Genomic DNA, 15,532 nt, shown 5'->3' with positions numbered 1-15,532 from the left:
CGCCGGTACGCTCAGTCCTCGTGCAAGCCACCAGTACGCTCGGCCAACCAGAGGCGCCTCCCCCCGTCAAGTCGCGCAGCTTCAAACGCGCGTTCGCGGATGTGCGGGAGGCGTGGGACCACCGTGAGCTGTGGGGCCACCTCGGCTGGCAGGACATCAAGCAGCGTTACCGCCGTTCGGTCATCGGGCCGTTGTGGATCACCATCTCGATGGGCACCACGGCGCTGGCGCTGGGCTTGCTGTACTCCGTGCTGTTCGAAACGAACGTCCCCACGTTCCTGCCGTACGTGACAGTCGGCTTCATCGTCTGGAACTTCATCCTCGGCTGCATCACCGAGGGCACGGACGTGTTCATCGCGAACGAGGGGCTCATCAAGCACCTGCCCGCGCCGATCACGGTCCACGTGATGCGCATGGTGTGGCGCCAGGTGCTGTTCCTGGCGCACAACCTCGTGGTCTACGCGGTGGTGCTCGCCATCTTCTTCACGGCGCTCAACCACCCGTACACGATCACCAAGGGCGGCATCGAGCACCCCGGCCTCAGCTGGACCATCGTCCTCGCGGTCCCCGGCTTCGCGCTGCTCGCCGTGAACGCGGTGTGGGTCGCCCTGCTGTTCGGCGTCATCAGCACCCGCTTCCGCGACATCCCGCCGGTCGTGACCAGCTTCATCAACCTGGTCTTCTTCATGACGCCGATCGTCTGGGACGCCGGCGTGCTGCAGCGGGTCACCGGTGGCGGCGACAGCAACTGGCGCATGCTCATCGCCGAGCTCAACCCCGTGTACCACTTCGTCGAGGTGGTCCGGGCCCCGCTGCTCGGCCACGCGGTCGACTGGCACCACTGGGCGATCGTCGGCGGTTTCACCGTCATCGGCTGGTTCGCCGCTCTGGTGATCCTGCGCAACTACCGCGCCCGCGTTTCCTACTGGGTCTAGAAGGAGGTCGACACCCATGGTCAGCATCGACGTCTGGAACGCATCAGTCGACTTCCCGATCTTCGACGCCAAGTCGAGGTCGCTGAAGAAGCTCGCGCTCGGCAAGGTCGGCGGCAAGATCGAGTCCGAGGGCCGCGTCCCGATCATCGAAGCCCTGCACGACATCACGCTGTCGATCAAGGACGGCGACCGCGTCGGCCTGGTCGGCCACAACGGCGCCGGCAAGTCGACGCTGCTGCGCCTGCTGGCGGGCATCTACGAGCCCACCCGCGGCCAGTCGCGCATCGTCGGCAAGGTGGCGCCGGTCTTCGACCTCGGCGTCGGCATGGACCCGGAGATCTCCGGGTACGAGAACATCATGATCCGCGGCCTGTTCCTCGGCATGAGCCGCAAGCAGATGGAGTCCCGCGTCGACGACATCGCGCAGTTCACCGAGCTCGGTGACTACCTGCAGATGCCGCTGCGCACGTACTCGACGGGCATGCGCGTCCGGTTGGCCCTCGGCGTCGTCACGTCGATCAACCCGGAGATCCTGCTGCTCGACGAGGGCATCGGCGCGGTCGACGCCGCGTTCATGGCGAAGGCCCGCGACCGTCTCAAGAGCCTGGTCGCCCGCTCCGGCCTGCTGGTGTTCGCGAACCACTCCGACGAGTTCCTCGCGGATTTCTGCGACAAGGCGATCTGGATGGACGAAGGCCACGTCAAGATGTTCGGAAGCCTTCGCGAGGTGCTGACCGCGTACAAGGGTTACGACCCCTTCGAGCGGATGCACCCGCACGAGGAGACCCCCGTCCTCAGCGGAAACGGTGGCGAGTAGAGCATGAACCTCGAGGCACTGCCCAAGGGCTCCGTCGTCGCGGTGGTGGTCACCCGCCACCGCAGGGAGCTGCTGGCCGAGTCGCTGAAGGCCCTGGCGACCCAGACACGCGTGCCCGACCACCTGGTCGTCGTCGACAACGGTCCCGACCAGCCCGTCGGCGACCTCGTCGAGCAGTGTCCGCTCCCCACGACCTACCTGCCGTCGCACCGCAACCTCGGTGGCGCCGGCGGCTTCGCGCTGGGCATCCTGCACGCGCTCTCGCTGGGCGCGGACTGGGTGTGGCTGGCCGACGACGACGGCCGCCCGGCTGACGAGAACGTGCTGGCGGTGCTGCTGGAGGAGGCGGAGCGCAGGGGTCTCGCGGAGATCTCCCCCGTCGTCACCAACATCGACAGCCCGGACAAGCTCGCGTTCCCGATGCGCCGCGGCCTGACGTGGAAGCGCTCGGCCGCCGAGCTCGGCACCGACTTCCTGCCGGGCATCGCCTCGCTGTTCAACGGGGCGCTGTTCCGCGCCTCCACGCTGGACGTCGTCGGCGTGCCGGACTACCGGCTGTTCTTCCGCGGCGACGAGGTGGAGGTCCACCGGCGCATGGTGCGGTCGGGGCTGCCGTTCGGCACGACGCTGCGGGTCGCGTACGTGCACCCGGACGGCTCGGACGAGTTCAAGCCGATGCTGGGCGGCAAGTTCCACGCCCAGGACCCGGAGAACCCGATCAAGCGCTACTACACGTACCGCAACCGCGGGTACCTGCTGTCGCAGCCGGGCATGCGCAAGCTCGGTGCGCTCGAGGTGTTCCGGTTCGGGCTGTACTTCCTCGGTGTGAAGCGGGATCCGAAGGCGTTCGTCGAGTGGCTGAAGCTCGTGCGCCTCGGTCAGCGGGAGCGCTTCTTCCGCAAGTGAGCCGGTCTGCCGAGGGCGGAATCGCTACGAGCGGAACCGCCCTCCGCAGCGCTCCTGAACGCGGTTGGCTGCTCTCATGAGCAAACTCGTGCTGTTCCTCGCCGCCAACCCGAACCCCATCTCCCTCCCGATCACCGACGAGACGCGGGACGACCTCGCGCCGCGGCTGACCCAGGTCGTCCGCAACGGACACACCCAGGCGATCCCCGGACCTGACGGCCGCGAGTACGTCGTCAACTTCGCGAACGTCGTCGTCGCCCACTTCGAGTAACCACTCGCGCACTTCGAGTGATCGGAGTAAGACGGGGTGAGTGATTTCCCGACGCAGACTTCTGTCCCTGGCCGGCGCGAGCGCGTTGCTCGCGGCGTGCGGTTCGAACACCGGCAGGGGCGGCAACGGCCAGGCCCTCAAGCAGTGGTACCACGCGTACGGCGAGCCCGGCGTGCAGCAGGCCGTGGAGCGCTACGCCAAGGCGTACACGAAGACCCAGGTTTCCGTGCAGTGGAACCCCGGCGACTACGACTCCAAGCTCGCGACGAGCCTGCTGTCCGACGGCGGACCGGACGTCTTCGAGTCCACCCCGCAGATCAGCTCGGTCCGGGCGGGTCAGCTCGTGCCGCTCGACGACGTCTTCGGCGACGCCAGGAGCGACTTCTCCGAGTCGATTCTCGCGACGCACACCGTCGACGGGAAGGTCTACGGCGTCCCGCAGGCCGTGGACATGCAGATGCTGTTCTACCGCAAGAGCATGTTCGCCCAGGCGGGTGTGCGGCCACCGTCCACTGTGGATGAGCTGGTCGACGCGTCCAAGCGCCTCACCACCGGTTCGGTCAAGGGGCTCTTCGCCGGCAACGACGGCGGTGGCGGCGTGCTGGGCGGGCCCGCGCTGTGGTCGGCCGGGCTCGACTACGTGCGGGACCACCAGGTCGGGTTCGACGATCCCCTCGCGGCGACGGCGATCGGCAAGCTCCGCGAGCTCTACACGAGCGGCAGCCTGTTGCTGGGCGCGGTGAAGGACTGGGCCGAGCCGGACGCGTTCACGCAGGGCCTGGTCGCCATGCAGTGGACCGGGTTGTGGGCGGTGCCGGCGGTCGCCAAGGCGCTGGGGGACGACTTCGGCGTGCTGCCGTTCCCCTCGCTGGGTGCCGGCGGTTCGGCGAGCGTGCCAGTCGGGGCGTTCGGCGCGATGGTCAACGCGAAGTCGAAGCGGATCGACGAGGCCAAGGACTTCGTGCGGTGGCTGTGGATCGAGAAGACCGACTACCAGGAGGACTTCAACCTCGGCTACGGCTTCCACGTCCCGCCCCGCAAGAGCATCTCGGAGAAGGCCTCGAAGCTGACGTCCGGTGCGGCGGCCGACGCGGTGGAGTTCGTGCGGGACAACGCGAAGGCGTCCAACCCGCCGGACTGGACCTCGGTCATGCGGACGGCGTTCAACGACGCCGTGTCACGGGTGGTCCGTGACGGTGCTCCGGCCGACACCGAACTGAAGGCCGCGGCGGGTGTGGCCCGTGACGAGCTGAAGCGCCTGTACGGATGAGGCACGGACGCGCGTTCTGGCTGTTCGTCGGGCCGTTCGCCGCGGGACTGCTCGTGTTCGTGTACGTGCCGATCGGGTGGAGCATGCTGCTGTCGTTCTTCGACGCCCGCAACACGGTGACACCGGCCGAGTTCGTCGGGCTGCGCAACTACGCGGACATGCTGACCGACGGGCCTTTCCTGAGCAGCCTCGGCACGTTCAGCGTGTTCGCCGCCTTCATCGTGCCGCTGACGTTCGTGCTGGCCCTCGCGCTCGCGTTGCTGGTCAGCCAGATCAGCTTCATGCAGGCGTTCTTCCGGTCGGTGTTCTTCCTGCCGACGGCCTGCTCGTACGTCGTGGCGTCGCTGGTGTGGAAGCTCTCGATCTTCAACGGCCTGCGCTCAGGCCTCGCGAACACGGTGCTGGGCTGGTTCGGCGCCGATCCGGTGGCGTGGACGGTCTCCACGTCACCGCCCTGGTACTGGCTCGTGCTCGTGACGCTGCGGCTGTGGTTGCAGCTGGGGTTCTACATGATCCTGTTCATCGCGGGCCTGCAACGGATTCCCGCCGTGCTGTACGAGGCAGCGGCTCTCGACGGCGCACGCTCGCGGCAGGCCTTCAGGTTCGTTACGCTCCCCCAGCTGCGCACCACGTCTGTCGCCGTGTTGTTGTTGCTCCTGATCGGCGCCTATCAGGCGTTCGACGAGTTCTACAACGTGCTGGGAACCGATCGCGGCTACCCACCGTTCGCCCGGCCACCGCTGATCTACCTGTACTACACGGCTTTGGGCAGCGGCGGGCAGGACTTCGGGCACGGCAGCGCGGGCGCGGTGATCCTGACGTTGCTGATCGTCGGCGTCACGCTGCTGCAGGGAAGGGCGGTGCGGCGGTGAAAGCCCTGCGGTACCTGGCTTTGTCCGTGGCGGCCGTGCTGTTCCTCGTGCCGTTCTACCTGGTGGTCCGCAACGGACTGGTGTCGGAGTCCGAGATCAGCGCGACGTCGTGGACGTTCTTGCCGTCGTCCGTGCGCTGGGAGAACTTCGCCGAACTGTTCAGCGATCCCGCCGTGCCGTTGGTGCGCAGCATGGTGAACTCGTTGGTGGTGGCGGTGTTGCAGACTGCCGGCCAGCTGTTGTTGTGCTCGATGGCGGGCTACGGACTGGCGCGAATTCCTTACCGGTACTCGAATGTCGTCTTCTACCTCGTCGTCGCCACCCTGATGGTTCCCGCCGCGGTGACGTTCGTGCCCACGTTCGTCGTCGTGTCGACGCTCGGGTGGGTTTCGGACCTGCGCGGTCTGGTGATTCCCGGGCTGTTCAGCGGATTCACGGCGTTCTTGTTCCGGCAGTACTTCCTGAACTTCCCGCGAGAGCTGGAAGAGGCCGCGAGAATCGACGGACTCGGGCACTGGGGCACGTTCTGGCGCGTTGTCGTGCCGAACTCACGCGGATTCTTCGCGGCGCTCGGGGTGATCGCGTTCGTGACGTCGTGGAACCAGTTCCTGTGGCCGTTGGTAATCGCACAGGACCAGGACTCGTGGACCGTGCAGGTGGCGCTGTCGACGTTCCTCACGGCTCAGTCGATCAACGTGCACGAGCTGTTCCTGGCGGCGGCGGTCTCCGTCACCCCGCTGGTCATCGTGTTCGTGGCGATGCAGCGGTACCTGGTGCGCGGGGTGACGGAGTCCGGGATCAAGGGCTGATCAGCGCTCGAAGACCTTCCGCCACGACTCGGTCGAGGTCAGCTCCGGCAGCGCGGCGCGGTAGACGCGCTTGAGCTGCTCCCACTCCTGCCCGAGCCGGCGGTAGTTGCGGGCCGCCCGCTTGGCCAGTGCGCGGAACTCCTGCGGGTCGCGCTTGTAGAACGCCACCGCGGTGCCGTCGGCGGTGGAGACGGTCGCGCTGTCGAGGTTGCCGAGCAGGAACCACCGGGCGCTGAGCGCCGGCACGTTCATCTGCGGACGGCCTGCCGCGTCGGGTTCCGGGCTGCGGAGGTTGTGCAGCAACGACTTCGCGGCACGCTTGGCGGTGGTGATCTTCGACTGCGACGGCTGCAGCAGGGCCTCGGCGCGCACCTGGTCGAAGGTCGGCGGCGGGAACTCCCTCGCCGACGGCAGGGTCTGCGCGTCGGAGTACTCGGCGCGCAGCTTGCGCACCTCGGGCAGCGCGGTGCGCAACGAGTCGAAGAGCAGCGACGGGCCGGCGAGGAAGTCCTCGATCGCCTTCTGCTGCAACATGACCGTCGAGTACTCCATCGACAGCAGGTGCCGCAGCGTCAGCTTCAGGCCGTGCTTCACGATGCCGTTCTTCACGTCGTACGGGCTGTGCAGCGCGGCGAGGATCAGGCGGTTGCGCGTGTGGAAGTACGCCTGCCAGTCCGTCGAGTCGTTCTTGTCGGTCCACGGCATGTGCCAGACCGCGGAACCGGGCAGCGACACCGTCGGGAAGCCGTGCTCCAGCGCACGCAGCGAGTACTCGGCGTCATCCCACTTGATGAAGAGCGGCAGCGGGTAGCCGCTGCGGCGCACGACCTCGCGCGGGAACAGGCACATCCACCAGCCGTTGTAGGTGGCGTTGACGCGCGGGTGCAGTTCCTTGGTGTCCCGCAACGAGTCGGTGGCGAAGTTGTGGTCGGTGACCGCGCCCGGCGCCGCCCGCCAGAAGCACGTGTTGAGGTCGACGATCTCCGCGAAGCTGTGCAGGCGGGCCCGCGAGTACAGGTTCAGCATGTGGCTGCCGACGATCACCGGCTGGGCGGCGGCGCGGGCGAACGCGTTGGAACGCAGGACCGCGTCCGGTTCGAGCCGGATGTCGTCGTCCATCAGCATGATCTGGTCGGCGTCGGTGTTCTCGATCGCCTCGAACATGCCGCGGGTGAAGCCGCCGGAGCCACCCAGGTTGTCCTGCTCGATGACCTGGAGCTTGTCGCCGAGCAGTGCCGCGGCCTCCGCGAAACCCTCGGTGTCACGGACCTTCACGGCACCCTGGTCGGCGACGAACACCTTGCAGAGCACGTCGAGCACGGCCTTGTCCTCGCCGAGCGCGCGCAACGCGATCACGGCGTCGACCGGGCGCATGGTCGTCATGCCGATGGCGACCGTCTGCACGGGCAACGGCTCGCGCACGGTCCACGCCGCCTCGCGGATCTCGAGCGGCGCGTCGTCGGTGAAGACGTCGAACCAGATCCAGCCGCCGTCCTCGAACGGCTTGAGCGACACGGTGAACTCGACGTCGGTCCACTCGGCCGCGTCACGGACGTAGTGGCCCTCGATGTGGATGATGTCGCCGGACGGCCGTGAGCGGTACACGTCCACGCGACCCGTGCCGCGCACCGACATGCGCAGCACGACCTCGTCGACGGTCGTCCAGCGCTTCCAGTAGGAGGCGGGGAAAGCGTTGAAGTACGTGGAGAAGGAGACCTTCGCCGACGGGGGAACCGTGGTGCTGCGACGGGAGGCGACGTGGCAGTGCGCCGAGTCGGCCTCGTCCAGGTAGAGCGGCCTGACGTCGAGCGGGTCTTCGTCCCTGGGCAGGATCACCCGCTGCAGCACGCAGTTCTGGTCCACAGACCTTTCCCCTCACTAGAGCGGGCGGCCCGGAAGATCCGGACCGCCCGTGCACAGCGTTGTGTGAATCAGAGGTCGTACAACCGCGACCAGGTGTCACGGCTGGTGAGCTGACCCATCGCGTTCCGGTAGGAGCGCTGCATCTCCGGAGCCCTGCGGTACAGCTCGCGGAAGACCTTGGCGCCCTCCTTGGACAGGCGCACCGCGAGCTCCTTGTCCCGCTTGCGCACCCGCACGCCTTCTTGCGACGCGTCGGTCACGACCGCCGTGTTGAACAGCGAGACGTGCCACCACGCCGAGTCGCCGGCGGGAACGGCACCCGCCTCGTGCACGGACTTGCCGAGCAGCTGGTTCACGAGGCGCTTGACGAACACCGGCGCGATCAGCTTCGGCGTCGGTGCGGAAGTGATCATCGGCAGGCTGCCCGGCTTGAAACCGGGGATCTCCGACGCCGGGTGCCGCACCGTCTCCGGGAACTCGGCGCGCAGCTTGCGGATGTCCGCCGCCGCCTGCACACCGCCGTCCGCCAGGAAGTCCGGGCCCTTCAAGAAGTCCTCGATCGCCTTGAGCTGGGTGGCGGCGAGGCCGTACTGCATGCCCAGGATGTACGTGGCGAACTGCTTGGCCATGCCGCGCACGATCATCTTCGGGTCGAAGCGGCTGTGCAGCGCGGAGGTGATCAGGGCGTTGCGCAGGTTGAAGTACCTGTGCCAGTCGTCCCAGTCCTTCCAGTGGAAGTCCGCGTGCCAGACACCGGCACCGGGCAGTGACACGGTGGCGAAACCGTGTTCACGCGCGCGGTAGCCGTACTCGATGTCGTCCCACTGGAAGAACAGCGGCAGCGGGTAGCCGACCGCCTTCACGATCTCCGACGGGATGAGGCACGACCACCAGCCGTTGTACCCGGCGTCGACGCGCTTGTCCTGGACGTTGCGCTTGCCCGTCTCCTCGTCGTAGCCGGTGAGGTCGGCGTTGAACAGCGCGCCTTCCACGACCTGGCCCGGCGCGAGGGTGTCGAGGTTCGCGTACTCGGCACCGACGTGCAGGAAGTTCGGGTGCAGCAGGTAGAGCATCTGACCGCCGACGATCGTCGGCTGCGTCGTGCGGTTCGCGAACGCGGTGAGCCTGATGACGATCTCGGGCTCGCACAGCACGTCGTCGTCCATGAACAGGACGTTGGCGTGCTCGGCGTGGTCGATCTCGGTGACCTCGTACAGGCCGCGCGTGAAGCCGCCGGCACCACCGAGGTTCGGCTGCCGGATGTAGCGCAGCTTGGGCCCGAGCGCCGCCGAGACCTCGGCGAACCGCTCACGCGACTCGACCGCGTCGGTGCCCTGGTCGACGACGTAGACCGTGTCGACGAGCTTCAGCGGCTCCGGGTCCGACGCGAGGGCGGCCATCGTGTTGAGGCAGTCGTCCACACGGTTGAACGTGCAGATGACGACCGCGGTCGGTCGCACCGTCTTCGGCGGCGAGACCGTCCAGCGGACCTCCTCGACCACGAGCGAGTCTTCCGCGGTGATCACGTCGAACCACAGGCCACCGCCGTCGGTGAACTTGTCGATCTTCGCGGAGAGGCGCACCTTCTGCGCTTTCGCGCCGGCGACCTTCTCCGCGGCGACCATGCGGGTCTCACCCTCGGAGTCCGAGGCGACGAGAGCGACCTGGCCGGAGCCGGTCACCTCGAGCTCGAGCTCCACCTCGGGGCTCACGCACCACCGCTGCCAGTACGACGCGGGGAAACGCCCGAAGTAGGTGTTCATCGTGACCGTGGCGTTCGGGTGCACCACCATGCGATGGCGTTCCCGCTCCGCGATGCCACGCTTCACCTCGGCGTACAGGTCCTCCGAGACGATCTGGGAGGGTCCCGCGAACAAGCCGCGTTGCGTCAGCAGCTTCTCCGGCGCCTCGTGCTCCACGAGCTTGGACTTGCCCGGCATTGCGATTCAGTCCTCCAGCGACCCGTCCAGCGCCTGACCGGACGCCAGGTGCGGAGCGATCTTGTTGTCGAACACACTCAGCGCCGAACCGATCGCCATGTGCATGTCCAGGTACTTGTACGTGCCGAGGCGCCCACCGAAGATCACGTTGCGCTCCGCGGCTTCCTTCTTGGCCAGCTCGCGGTAACGCTCCAGCTTGGTGCGGTCCTCAGCCGTGTTGATCGGGTAGTACGGCTCGTCGTCCTTCTCCGCGGCGCGGGAGAACTCCCGGACGATAACCGTCTTGTCCCCGGGGTACTCGCGCTCCGGGTGGAAGTGGCGGAACTCGTGGATGCGCGTGTACGGCACATCCGCGTCGTTGTAGTTCATGACCGGCGTGCCCTGGAAGTCGCCGATGGGCAGCACTTCCTGCTCGAAGTCGAGCGTACGCCAGCCGAGCCAGCCCTCGGAGTAGTCGAAGTAGCGGTCCACCGGGCCGGTGTAGACGACCGGCGTGCCGGCGGGGATCTCGTCCTTGACGTCGAAGTAGTCCGTGGACAGCTTCACGTCGATGTTCGGGTGGTCCGCCATCTTCTCGAGCCACGCGGTGTAGCCGTCGACCGGCAGACCCTCGTAGGTGTCGTTGAAGTAGCGGTTGTCGAAGTTGTAGCGCACCGGCAGACGGCTGATGACCGCCGCGGGCAGCTCCTTCGGGTCCGTCTGCCACTGCTTGGCCGTGTAGGCCTTGATGAACGCCTCGTAGAGGGGACGGCCGACCAGCGAGATCGCCTTCTCCTCGAGGTTCTGCGCGTCCTTGGTGTCGATCTCCGCGGCCTGCTCGGCGATGTACGCCTTCGCGTCCTCTGGCGACATGTACCGGCCGACGAACTGCGACAGCAGCCCGAGACCCATCGGGAACTGGTACGCCTGACCGTTGTGCATCGCGAACACGCGGTGCTGGTAGCTCGTGAACGAGGTGAACTCGTTCACGTACTCCCACACGCGCTTGTTGGACGTGTGGAACAGGTGCGCGCCGTAGCGGTGCACCTCGATGCCTGTCTCGGGCTCTGCCTCCGAGTAGGCGTTTCCTCCGATGTGGTCACGACGCTCCAGCACCAGCACCCGCTTGTTCAGCTGGGACGCGGTGCGCTCGGCGACCGTGAGACCGAAGAATCCGGAACCGACGACGATCAGGTCATAACCTGCGAAGCTCACGGCAAGCGAGGTTACCTGCATGCCCCAGGGACCCCGAATTCAGGGCTGGGCACGGAGAAGTTGCTCTTCGGTCGTCATGACGCGCTTGTCCAGCTCGGCACGCACGTCTTCCAGCTCGCAGCGCAGCAGGGCGATCTCTTCCACCGTCGTGCGCACCTCTTCTTCGAGGTGTCCCACCTCACTCGACAGCTGCAGCACGACGAAGAACAGCACGAAGGCCGCCCCCGCCAGCACGAAGTTGGCCGCGAGCTGAACGCCGGTGAGGTCGGACAGCAACGAGGGCAACCCGGGAATGGCACCCAGCACGACGACGCCGAGCGCCAGCGCGAGCCACATGCCGGCGTACTTCTCGCGCAGCTTGCGGCGTCGCATCATCTCGATCACGACGACGAGGACGAGTGCCGCCGCGATGACGGCCATCAATCGGAACTCGGACACAGGAGTCTCCCCTATGCGGCTTCGAGGGAGCCCGTCTTGGGCTTCCTCCGCACGATCGCGAGGACCAGCGCGAGCGTGGCCCGGAGCAAGTAGACGGCGGACTTCACAGGTGAGGTGCTCGGTGTGCCACCCGCGCGCATGCGCATGGCGACCGGCACCTGCGTGATCTTCAGACCGGCGCGCACCGCCATCACGAGCGACTCCAGGGTGTCACCGAGGTACTCCGCCGGGTAGTGCGCGGCGAACAGGCGCACCGCACGCGGGCCCGCTGCCTTGAACCCCGAGGTGACGTCGGTGAGCTTCGTCCCGGAGAGGCCGGAGAGCACGACCGAGAAGACCTTCATCGCCCAGCGGCGCGGGCCGCGGGCCTTGTAGTCGCCCTTGCCGGCGAACCTCGCGCCGATGACCAGATCGGCGCGATCGAGCTCGCGCAGCAGTTCTGGCACGTCGGCGGGGTTGTGCTGGCCGTCGGCGTCGACCTGGACGACGACGTCGAAGCCGTTGCGCAGGGCGTAGCGGAAGCCGGTGCGCATCGCGCCGCCGACGCCGAGGTTCACCGCGAGACGCGCCACGTTCGCACCGCTCTCGCGAGCGCGCAACGACGTGTCGTCGGTGGACCCGTCGTCGATCACGAGCACGCCGACGTCGGGCAACGCCGCCTTCACCTCAGCGATGATCTTTTCGATGTTGTGCTCTTCGTTGAGAGCTGGCAGAACGATGAGCACTCGCCGGTAGTCGACCGAGTCAGACACGGTGTGCAGCCTAACCGGACCGGTCCGAGGCGCTCGCGCCGCGGTGCAAAACGAACGCGCAGGCGCAGGCCGCTCCGATCGTCGGGGCGATCGCGAGACCGAGCACGGCGCGGGTGACCGTGTCGCCCGGCCAGAAGAGCAGCGTCGCGGCACTGGTCCCGGCGACCACCGCCCACACCACGAGCACGAGGTTCGCCTGGTTGCGGGCGACCAGCACGGCGGCGAGCAGCAGGGTCGCGCCGAGCAGCACCGACGACCAGGCGAGGCCTGCGACAGCCCATCCGGTCACCACGTAGCTCGGCCCGTAGACGACGCGCACCAGCCAGGGCCCGATCAGCCCGCCGACGACCGCTCCGAGCCCGCCCAGCACCACGGCGCCGGCGGTGCCCTTCACCAGCAGCGACCGCAGGCGGTTCGCACCGCTCTCGTCCTGGGAGAGCCGGACGACCATCGGCACGGCCATCGCCTGCACCGGCTGCAGCAGCAACAACGGCGCCCGCGCCACGATGACCGTCGCGAACAGCGCACCCAGCGCCGGGTTCGCGCCGTCGCCGGTCAGCAGGTTCACCATCGCCGGATAGCCGGTCAGCACGGACGCGGTGAGAGCGGCGCCGAACATCAGCACCACCACACGCCGCACCAGCGGCCCCCACGGTTCTCCGCCGGCACGCGGGTCCACCGTCTTCTTGGCGGAGAAGAGGAAGAACAGCCACGCGAACGAACCCACGGCCACGGCGACCGAGATCGGCACCAGGCCGGTGAGTCCGGCGGCGAGCAGCCCGCCCACCACGAGCACGCGGGCGGCCGCCTCGACGACCACGATCCCGCCGTAGGCACGCACGTGATCGTGTCCGATGAGGAGACCGCGCACCGTCACCTGCACCGCGAACCCCAGCCCACCGACCAGGGCCGCGATCCCCAGCACACCGTGCCCGCTGAACAGCCTGTCGCTGATCGGCGGAACCAGTGTCAGCAGCGCGGCCGCCGCCACGATCAGTCCGCCGACCAGCGCGGTCTGCACCGCCTGGAACCCGGTGCGTTCTCCGCGCAGCGCGGCGTGCGCGGAAAGCCGCGACACCTCCTGCTCGATGGGGCCGACGGCCGCACCGAACGCGAAGAGGACGCCCCAGTAGCCGTTGAAGACCGCGAAGTCGCTGGTGGACAACAGGCGGCCGGAACCGATCTGCAGCAACGTGCCCAGCGCCGTTCCGACGAGGAGCGCGACGCTGACCGTGCCCAGCGACCGGCCGAGCGTTCTCACCTGCCCAGGCGCTTCCGAATCGCCATCGTCAGGCCGCGCACCGCTCCGGCACCGAAACAGGCGGCGAAGACCGGCAGCAGCTTCGCGACCGAGACCGCCTGGTCCTTGCTGGCGCCGCTCTTGCGCGCCACCACGCCGGCCGCGCCGGAACCGAGCAGGCCGAGCACCAGCGCGAGCAACGGGCGCTTCGCGAGCAGGACGAGGCCGAACGCACCGGCACCACCGGCGGCGAACATCGCGTTGCGCACCGGGCCGGGCGAGTCGAGGTAGCCGTCGACGAACGTCGTACCGCGGAAGTAGGCGTGCTTCACGAACTTCTGCAGCGAGTCACGGCTGTTGTACTGCGCGGCGAAGCCCGGCGCGATCCAGATCTGGCCGCGCTCGGCGATCGAGCGGAGCATGCGCGTGTCGTCACTCGCCATCCGCACGTCGTCGTACAGCGAGGAGAACGAGACCGCGGCCTCCTTCAGCACGTCCTTCGGCGCGACGAAGAGCGTGGTGCCCTTGGGGAACGCGTCGAAGTCCTCCGCGCTGAAGGACACGAGCCGCGGCTCCGCGAGGTAGCGCCGCCACGCGACTGCGACGAGACCTGCCATGAAACCCGCGTACGGGTTGCCCTTGGTGTCGGTCTCGATGTGCCCGTTCCACACCGTGCGCCCGGGGTCCGCGGCGAGCTGGTCGCGCAGGAAGACGAGGGACTGCGGATCGATGATGACCCGGCTGTCGATGAGCAGGACCAGGTCGCCCGACGCGGCCTCGACACCGGCGAGGCGGGCGGCGAAGCGGCCCTTGTTCTCCTGCTCGATCACGGTGATGTCGAGTTCGGCCAGGCGCTTGGACGTGTCGTCCGTGCTGCCGTCGTCGACGACGATGATTTCCGCAGGCCAGTTCGCGTTGGCGATGGCGGTCTTCAGCGCGCCGACCGAACGTCCGATCCAGTCCGGTTCGTTGAAAACCGGGATCACGATGCTGAGGCTGGGGACGTTGTCGAGGGATTTGCTCCGGCTCGTCACACCTGACAGTATCCAGGCAGTCCGTTGATCCCCAGCCTCAGGGGTCCTTCCCGTGATCGCCTTCATCGCAGGTACCACCGCGGAACTCATCAAGGTGGCGCCCGTCTACCACGCACTCGTCGCTCGCGGCACAAAGCCGTTGCTGTGGTTCACCGCGCAGCACTTCGACGAGGTCGCCGACGTCCTCGAAGACCTCCAGCTGCCCGAGCCCGACCTGTGGCTGGTGCCGCGGGGCAAGGCGCGCAACCTGGAGACCCCCAAGCAGGTTCCCGGCTGGGCCCTCTCCGTCGCGCAGACCGCGTGGAGCCAGCGCAAGGAGCTGCGCCGGTCGCTCACCACGGACGGCAAGCCCGGCCTGGTCGTCGTGCACGGTGACACGTTCACCACCCCGTACGGCAGCCTCATCGCCCGCCGGCTGCTCGGCGCGCGCGTGGCCCACGTCGAGGCCGGCATGCGCTCCGGCAGCCTGCTCTCGCCCCTCCCGGAAGAGCTCAACCGCCGCATCGCGTCGAAGTTCACGGACGTCCACTTCGCCCCGTCGCAGAACGAGGTCGACAACCTCCGCGGCGCCCGCGGCGTGGTCGTGAACACCGGTGCGAACACCGTCATCGACGCGATGCGCCTCGCGATCAACGCGAACACGACCGAGGACCTCCCCGAGGAGTTCGGGCTCGCGACGCTGCACCGCTTCGAGCTGGTGTCCCGCACGGACAAGTTCCGCGAGGCGCTGGAGCTGCTGAAGAAGGCCAGCGAGAAGACGCCGATGCTCTACCTCGCCGGTGCGCCGGAGCGGGAGCGCATCGAGCGCCACGGCTGGAGCCACCTGTTCGACAACGAGCGCTTCATCATGCGTCCCAAGAAGCGCTACCTGCAGTTCCTGCCGATCCTGGCGCGCGCCAAGTTCGTCGTCACGGACTCGGGTGGCCTGCAGCAGGAGTGCTCCTACATCGGCATGCCGTGCGCGATCCACCGCGAGCGCACGGAGACCAAGCAGGGCCTCGGTCAGAACATCGTGCTGACCGGTATGGACACCTCGAAGCTCGAGAAGTTCCTCGGTGAGTACGAGACGCTGCGCCGTCCGTCCATCATGGAGGAGTACCACCCGAGCGAGATCATCGCGGACACGCTGACGCAGCTCGGTTACGTGTAGTCCACGCACTTCGGTCCAACGGAAGCGGCCCCTCACCAGAT

General features: G+C 67.8%; 15 protein-coding genes. 8 read left to right on the top strand and 7 right to left on the bottom strand.

Annotated elements, in window-relative coordinates:
* The first annotated feature begins 20 nt into the window (after nt 1–20).
* The 7 genes from wzm (at nt 21) to LX88_RS05930 (ending at nt 5,880) form a co-directional block, all read left to right on the top strand.
* Nucleotides 21–935, top strand: a complete 915-nt coding sequence (gene wzm, locus LX88_RS05960; RefSeq protein WP_258946787.1) for a galactan export ABC transporter permease subunit Wzm/RfbD — start codon at nt 21–23, stop codon at nt 933–935.
* A gap of 16 nt (nt 936–951) precedes the next feature.
* A complete protein-coding gene (gene wzt / locus LX88_RS05955; RefSeq protein ID WP_258946786.1) occupies nt 952–1,752 on the top strand; it encodes a galactan export ABC transporter ATP-binding subunit Wzt/RfbE in 801 nt (266 codons plus the stop codon).
* Nucleotides 1,753–1,755: 3 nt separating this feature from the next.
* Nucleotides 1,756–2,658 (top strand): galactofuranosyltransferase GlfT1, encoded by a 903-nt coding sequence (gene glfT1 / locus LX88_RS05950; protein ID WP_090072210.1) that lies wholly within the window; start codon nt 1,756–1,758, stop codon nt 2,656–2,658.
* Between the two features lie 76 nt (nt 2,659–2,734).
* Complete coding sequence (locus tag LX88_RS05945) at nt 2,735–2,929, top strand: hypothetical protein (RefSeq protein WP_258946785.1); 195 nt, start codon at nt 2,735–2,737, stop codon at nt 2,927–2,929.
* A 40-nt stretch (nt 2,930–2,969) separates the two neighbouring features.
* The gene (locus LX88_RS05940) at nt 2,970–4,199 is read left to right on the top strand and encodes an ABC transporter substrate-binding protein (protein ID WP_258946784.1); all 1,230 of its coding nucleotides are present in this window, start codon (nt 2,970–2,972) and stop codon (nt 4,197–4,199) included.
* Entirely contained in the window at nt 4,196–5,071 is an 876-nt protein-coding gene (locus tag LX88_RS05935; RefSeq protein ID WP_258946783.1) for a carbohydrate ABC transporter permease, read from the top strand. The genes LX88_RS05940 and LX88_RS05935 overlap by 4 nt, the downstream gene beginning before the upstream one ends.
* On the top strand, nt 5,068–5,880 hold the full coding sequence (locus LX88_RS05930) for a carbohydrate ABC transporter permease (RefSeq protein ID WP_258946782.1): 813 nt from the start codon (nt 5,068–5,070) through the stop codon (nt 5,878–5,880). The genes LX88_RS05935 and LX88_RS05930 overlap by 4 nt, the downstream gene beginning before the upstream one ends.
* On the opposite strand, the gene LX88_RS05925 is transcribed toward LX88_RS05930, so the two are convergent.
* From LX88_RS05925 to LX88_RS05895, 7 genes are all read right to left on the bottom strand, one after another.
* Nucleotides 5,881–7,743: a glycosyltransferase gene (locus LX88_RS05925; protein ID WP_258946781.1), complete on the bottom strand. Its 1,863-nt coding sequence runs from the start codon at nt 7,741–7,743 to the stop codon at nt 5,881–5,883.
* A gap of 68 nt (nt 7,744–7,811) precedes the next feature.
* Nucleotides 7,812–9,683, bottom strand: coding sequence for a glycosyltransferase (locus LX88_RS05920; protein WP_258946780.1), 1,872 nt, complete (start codon nt 9,681–9,683; stop codon nt 7,812–7,814).
* Between the two features lie 6 nt (nt 9,684–9,689).
* Nucleotides 9,690–10,898: a UDP-galactopyranose mutase gene (glf, locus tag LX88_RS05915; protein ID WP_258946779.1), complete on the bottom strand. Its 1,209-nt coding sequence runs from the start codon at nt 10,896–10,898 to the stop codon at nt 9,690–9,692.
* A gap of 18 nt (nt 10,899–10,916) precedes the next feature.
* The gene (locus LX88_RS05910; RefSeq protein ID WP_258946778.1) at nt 10,917–11,315 is read right to left on the bottom strand and encodes a DUF2304 domain-containing protein; all 399 of its coding nucleotides are present in this window, start codon (nt 11,313–11,315) and stop codon (nt 10,917–10,919) included.
* 11 nt (nt 11,316–11,326) lie between these two features.
* Nucleotides 11,327–12,067 carry a glycosyltransferase family 2 protein gene (locus tag LX88_RS05905; protein WP_258946777.1) on the bottom strand — a complete coding sequence of 247 codons (741 nt, stop codon included), beginning with the start codon at nt 12,065–12,067 and terminating at the stop codon, nt 11,327–11,329.
* A 10-nt stretch (nt 12,068–12,077) separates the two neighbouring features.
* Nucleotides 12,078–13,328, bottom strand: a complete 1,251-nt coding sequence (locus LX88_RS05900) for a lipopolysaccharide biosynthesis protein (RefSeq protein WP_258946776.1) — start codon at nt 13,326–13,328, stop codon at nt 12,078–12,080.
* The gene (locus tag LX88_RS05895) at nt 13,325–14,341 is read right to left on the bottom strand and encodes a glycosyltransferase (RefSeq protein WP_258946775.1); all 1,017 of its coding nucleotides are present in this window, start codon (nt 14,339–14,341) and stop codon (nt 13,325–13,327) included. Before LX88_RS05895 ends, LX88_RS05900 begins: the two co-directional genes overlap by 4 nt.
* A gap of 52 nt (nt 14,342–14,393) precedes the next feature.
* Here LX88_RS05895 and LX88_RS05890 point away from each other — a divergent pair, with 52 nt between their 5' ends.
* A complete protein-coding gene (locus LX88_RS05890) occupies nt 14,394–15,491 on the top strand; it encodes a UDP-N-acetylglucosamine 2-epimerase (RefSeq protein ID WP_258946774.1) in 1,098 nt (365 codons plus the stop codon).
* Nucleotides 15,492–15,532: the final 41 nt, after the last annotated feature.

Origin of the sequence: Lentzea californiensis, assembly GCF_024648825.1 — a bacterium.
Classification (GTDB): domain Bacteria; phylum Actinomycetota; class Actinomycetes; order Mycobacteriales; family Pseudonocardiaceae; genus Lentzea; species Lentzea californiensis.
Note: the sequence above shows the minus strand (reverse complement) of the source record. Positions and strands in the feature narration are given on the sequence as shown.

Excerpts from the sequence above, each read along its gene's own strand:
- glfT1 (WP_090072210.1), top strand. The coding sequence starts at position 1,756 with ATGAACCTCGAGGCACTGCCCAAGGGCTCCGTCGTCGCGGTGGTGGTC.
- glf (WP_258946779.1), bottom strand. The coding sequence starts at position 10,898 with ATGCAGGTAACCTCGCTTGCCGTGAGCTTCGCAGGTTATGACCTGATC.
- LX88_RS05935 (WP_258946783.1), top strand. The coding sequence starts at position 4,196 with ATGAGGCACGGACGCGCGTTCTGGCTGTTCGTCGGGCCGTTCGCCGCG.
- wzt (WP_258946786.1), top strand. The coding sequence starts at position 952 with ATGGTCAGCATCGACGTCTGGAACGCATCAGTCGACTTCCCGATCTTC.
- LX88_RS05920 (WP_258946780.1), bottom strand. The coding sequence starts at position 9,683 with ATGCCGGGCAAGTCCAAGCTCGTGGAGCACGAGGCGCCGGAGAAGCTG.
- LX88_RS05945 (WP_258946785.1), top strand. The coding sequence starts at position 2,735 with ATGAGCAAACTCGTGCTGTTCCTCGCCGCCAACCCGAACCCCATCTCC.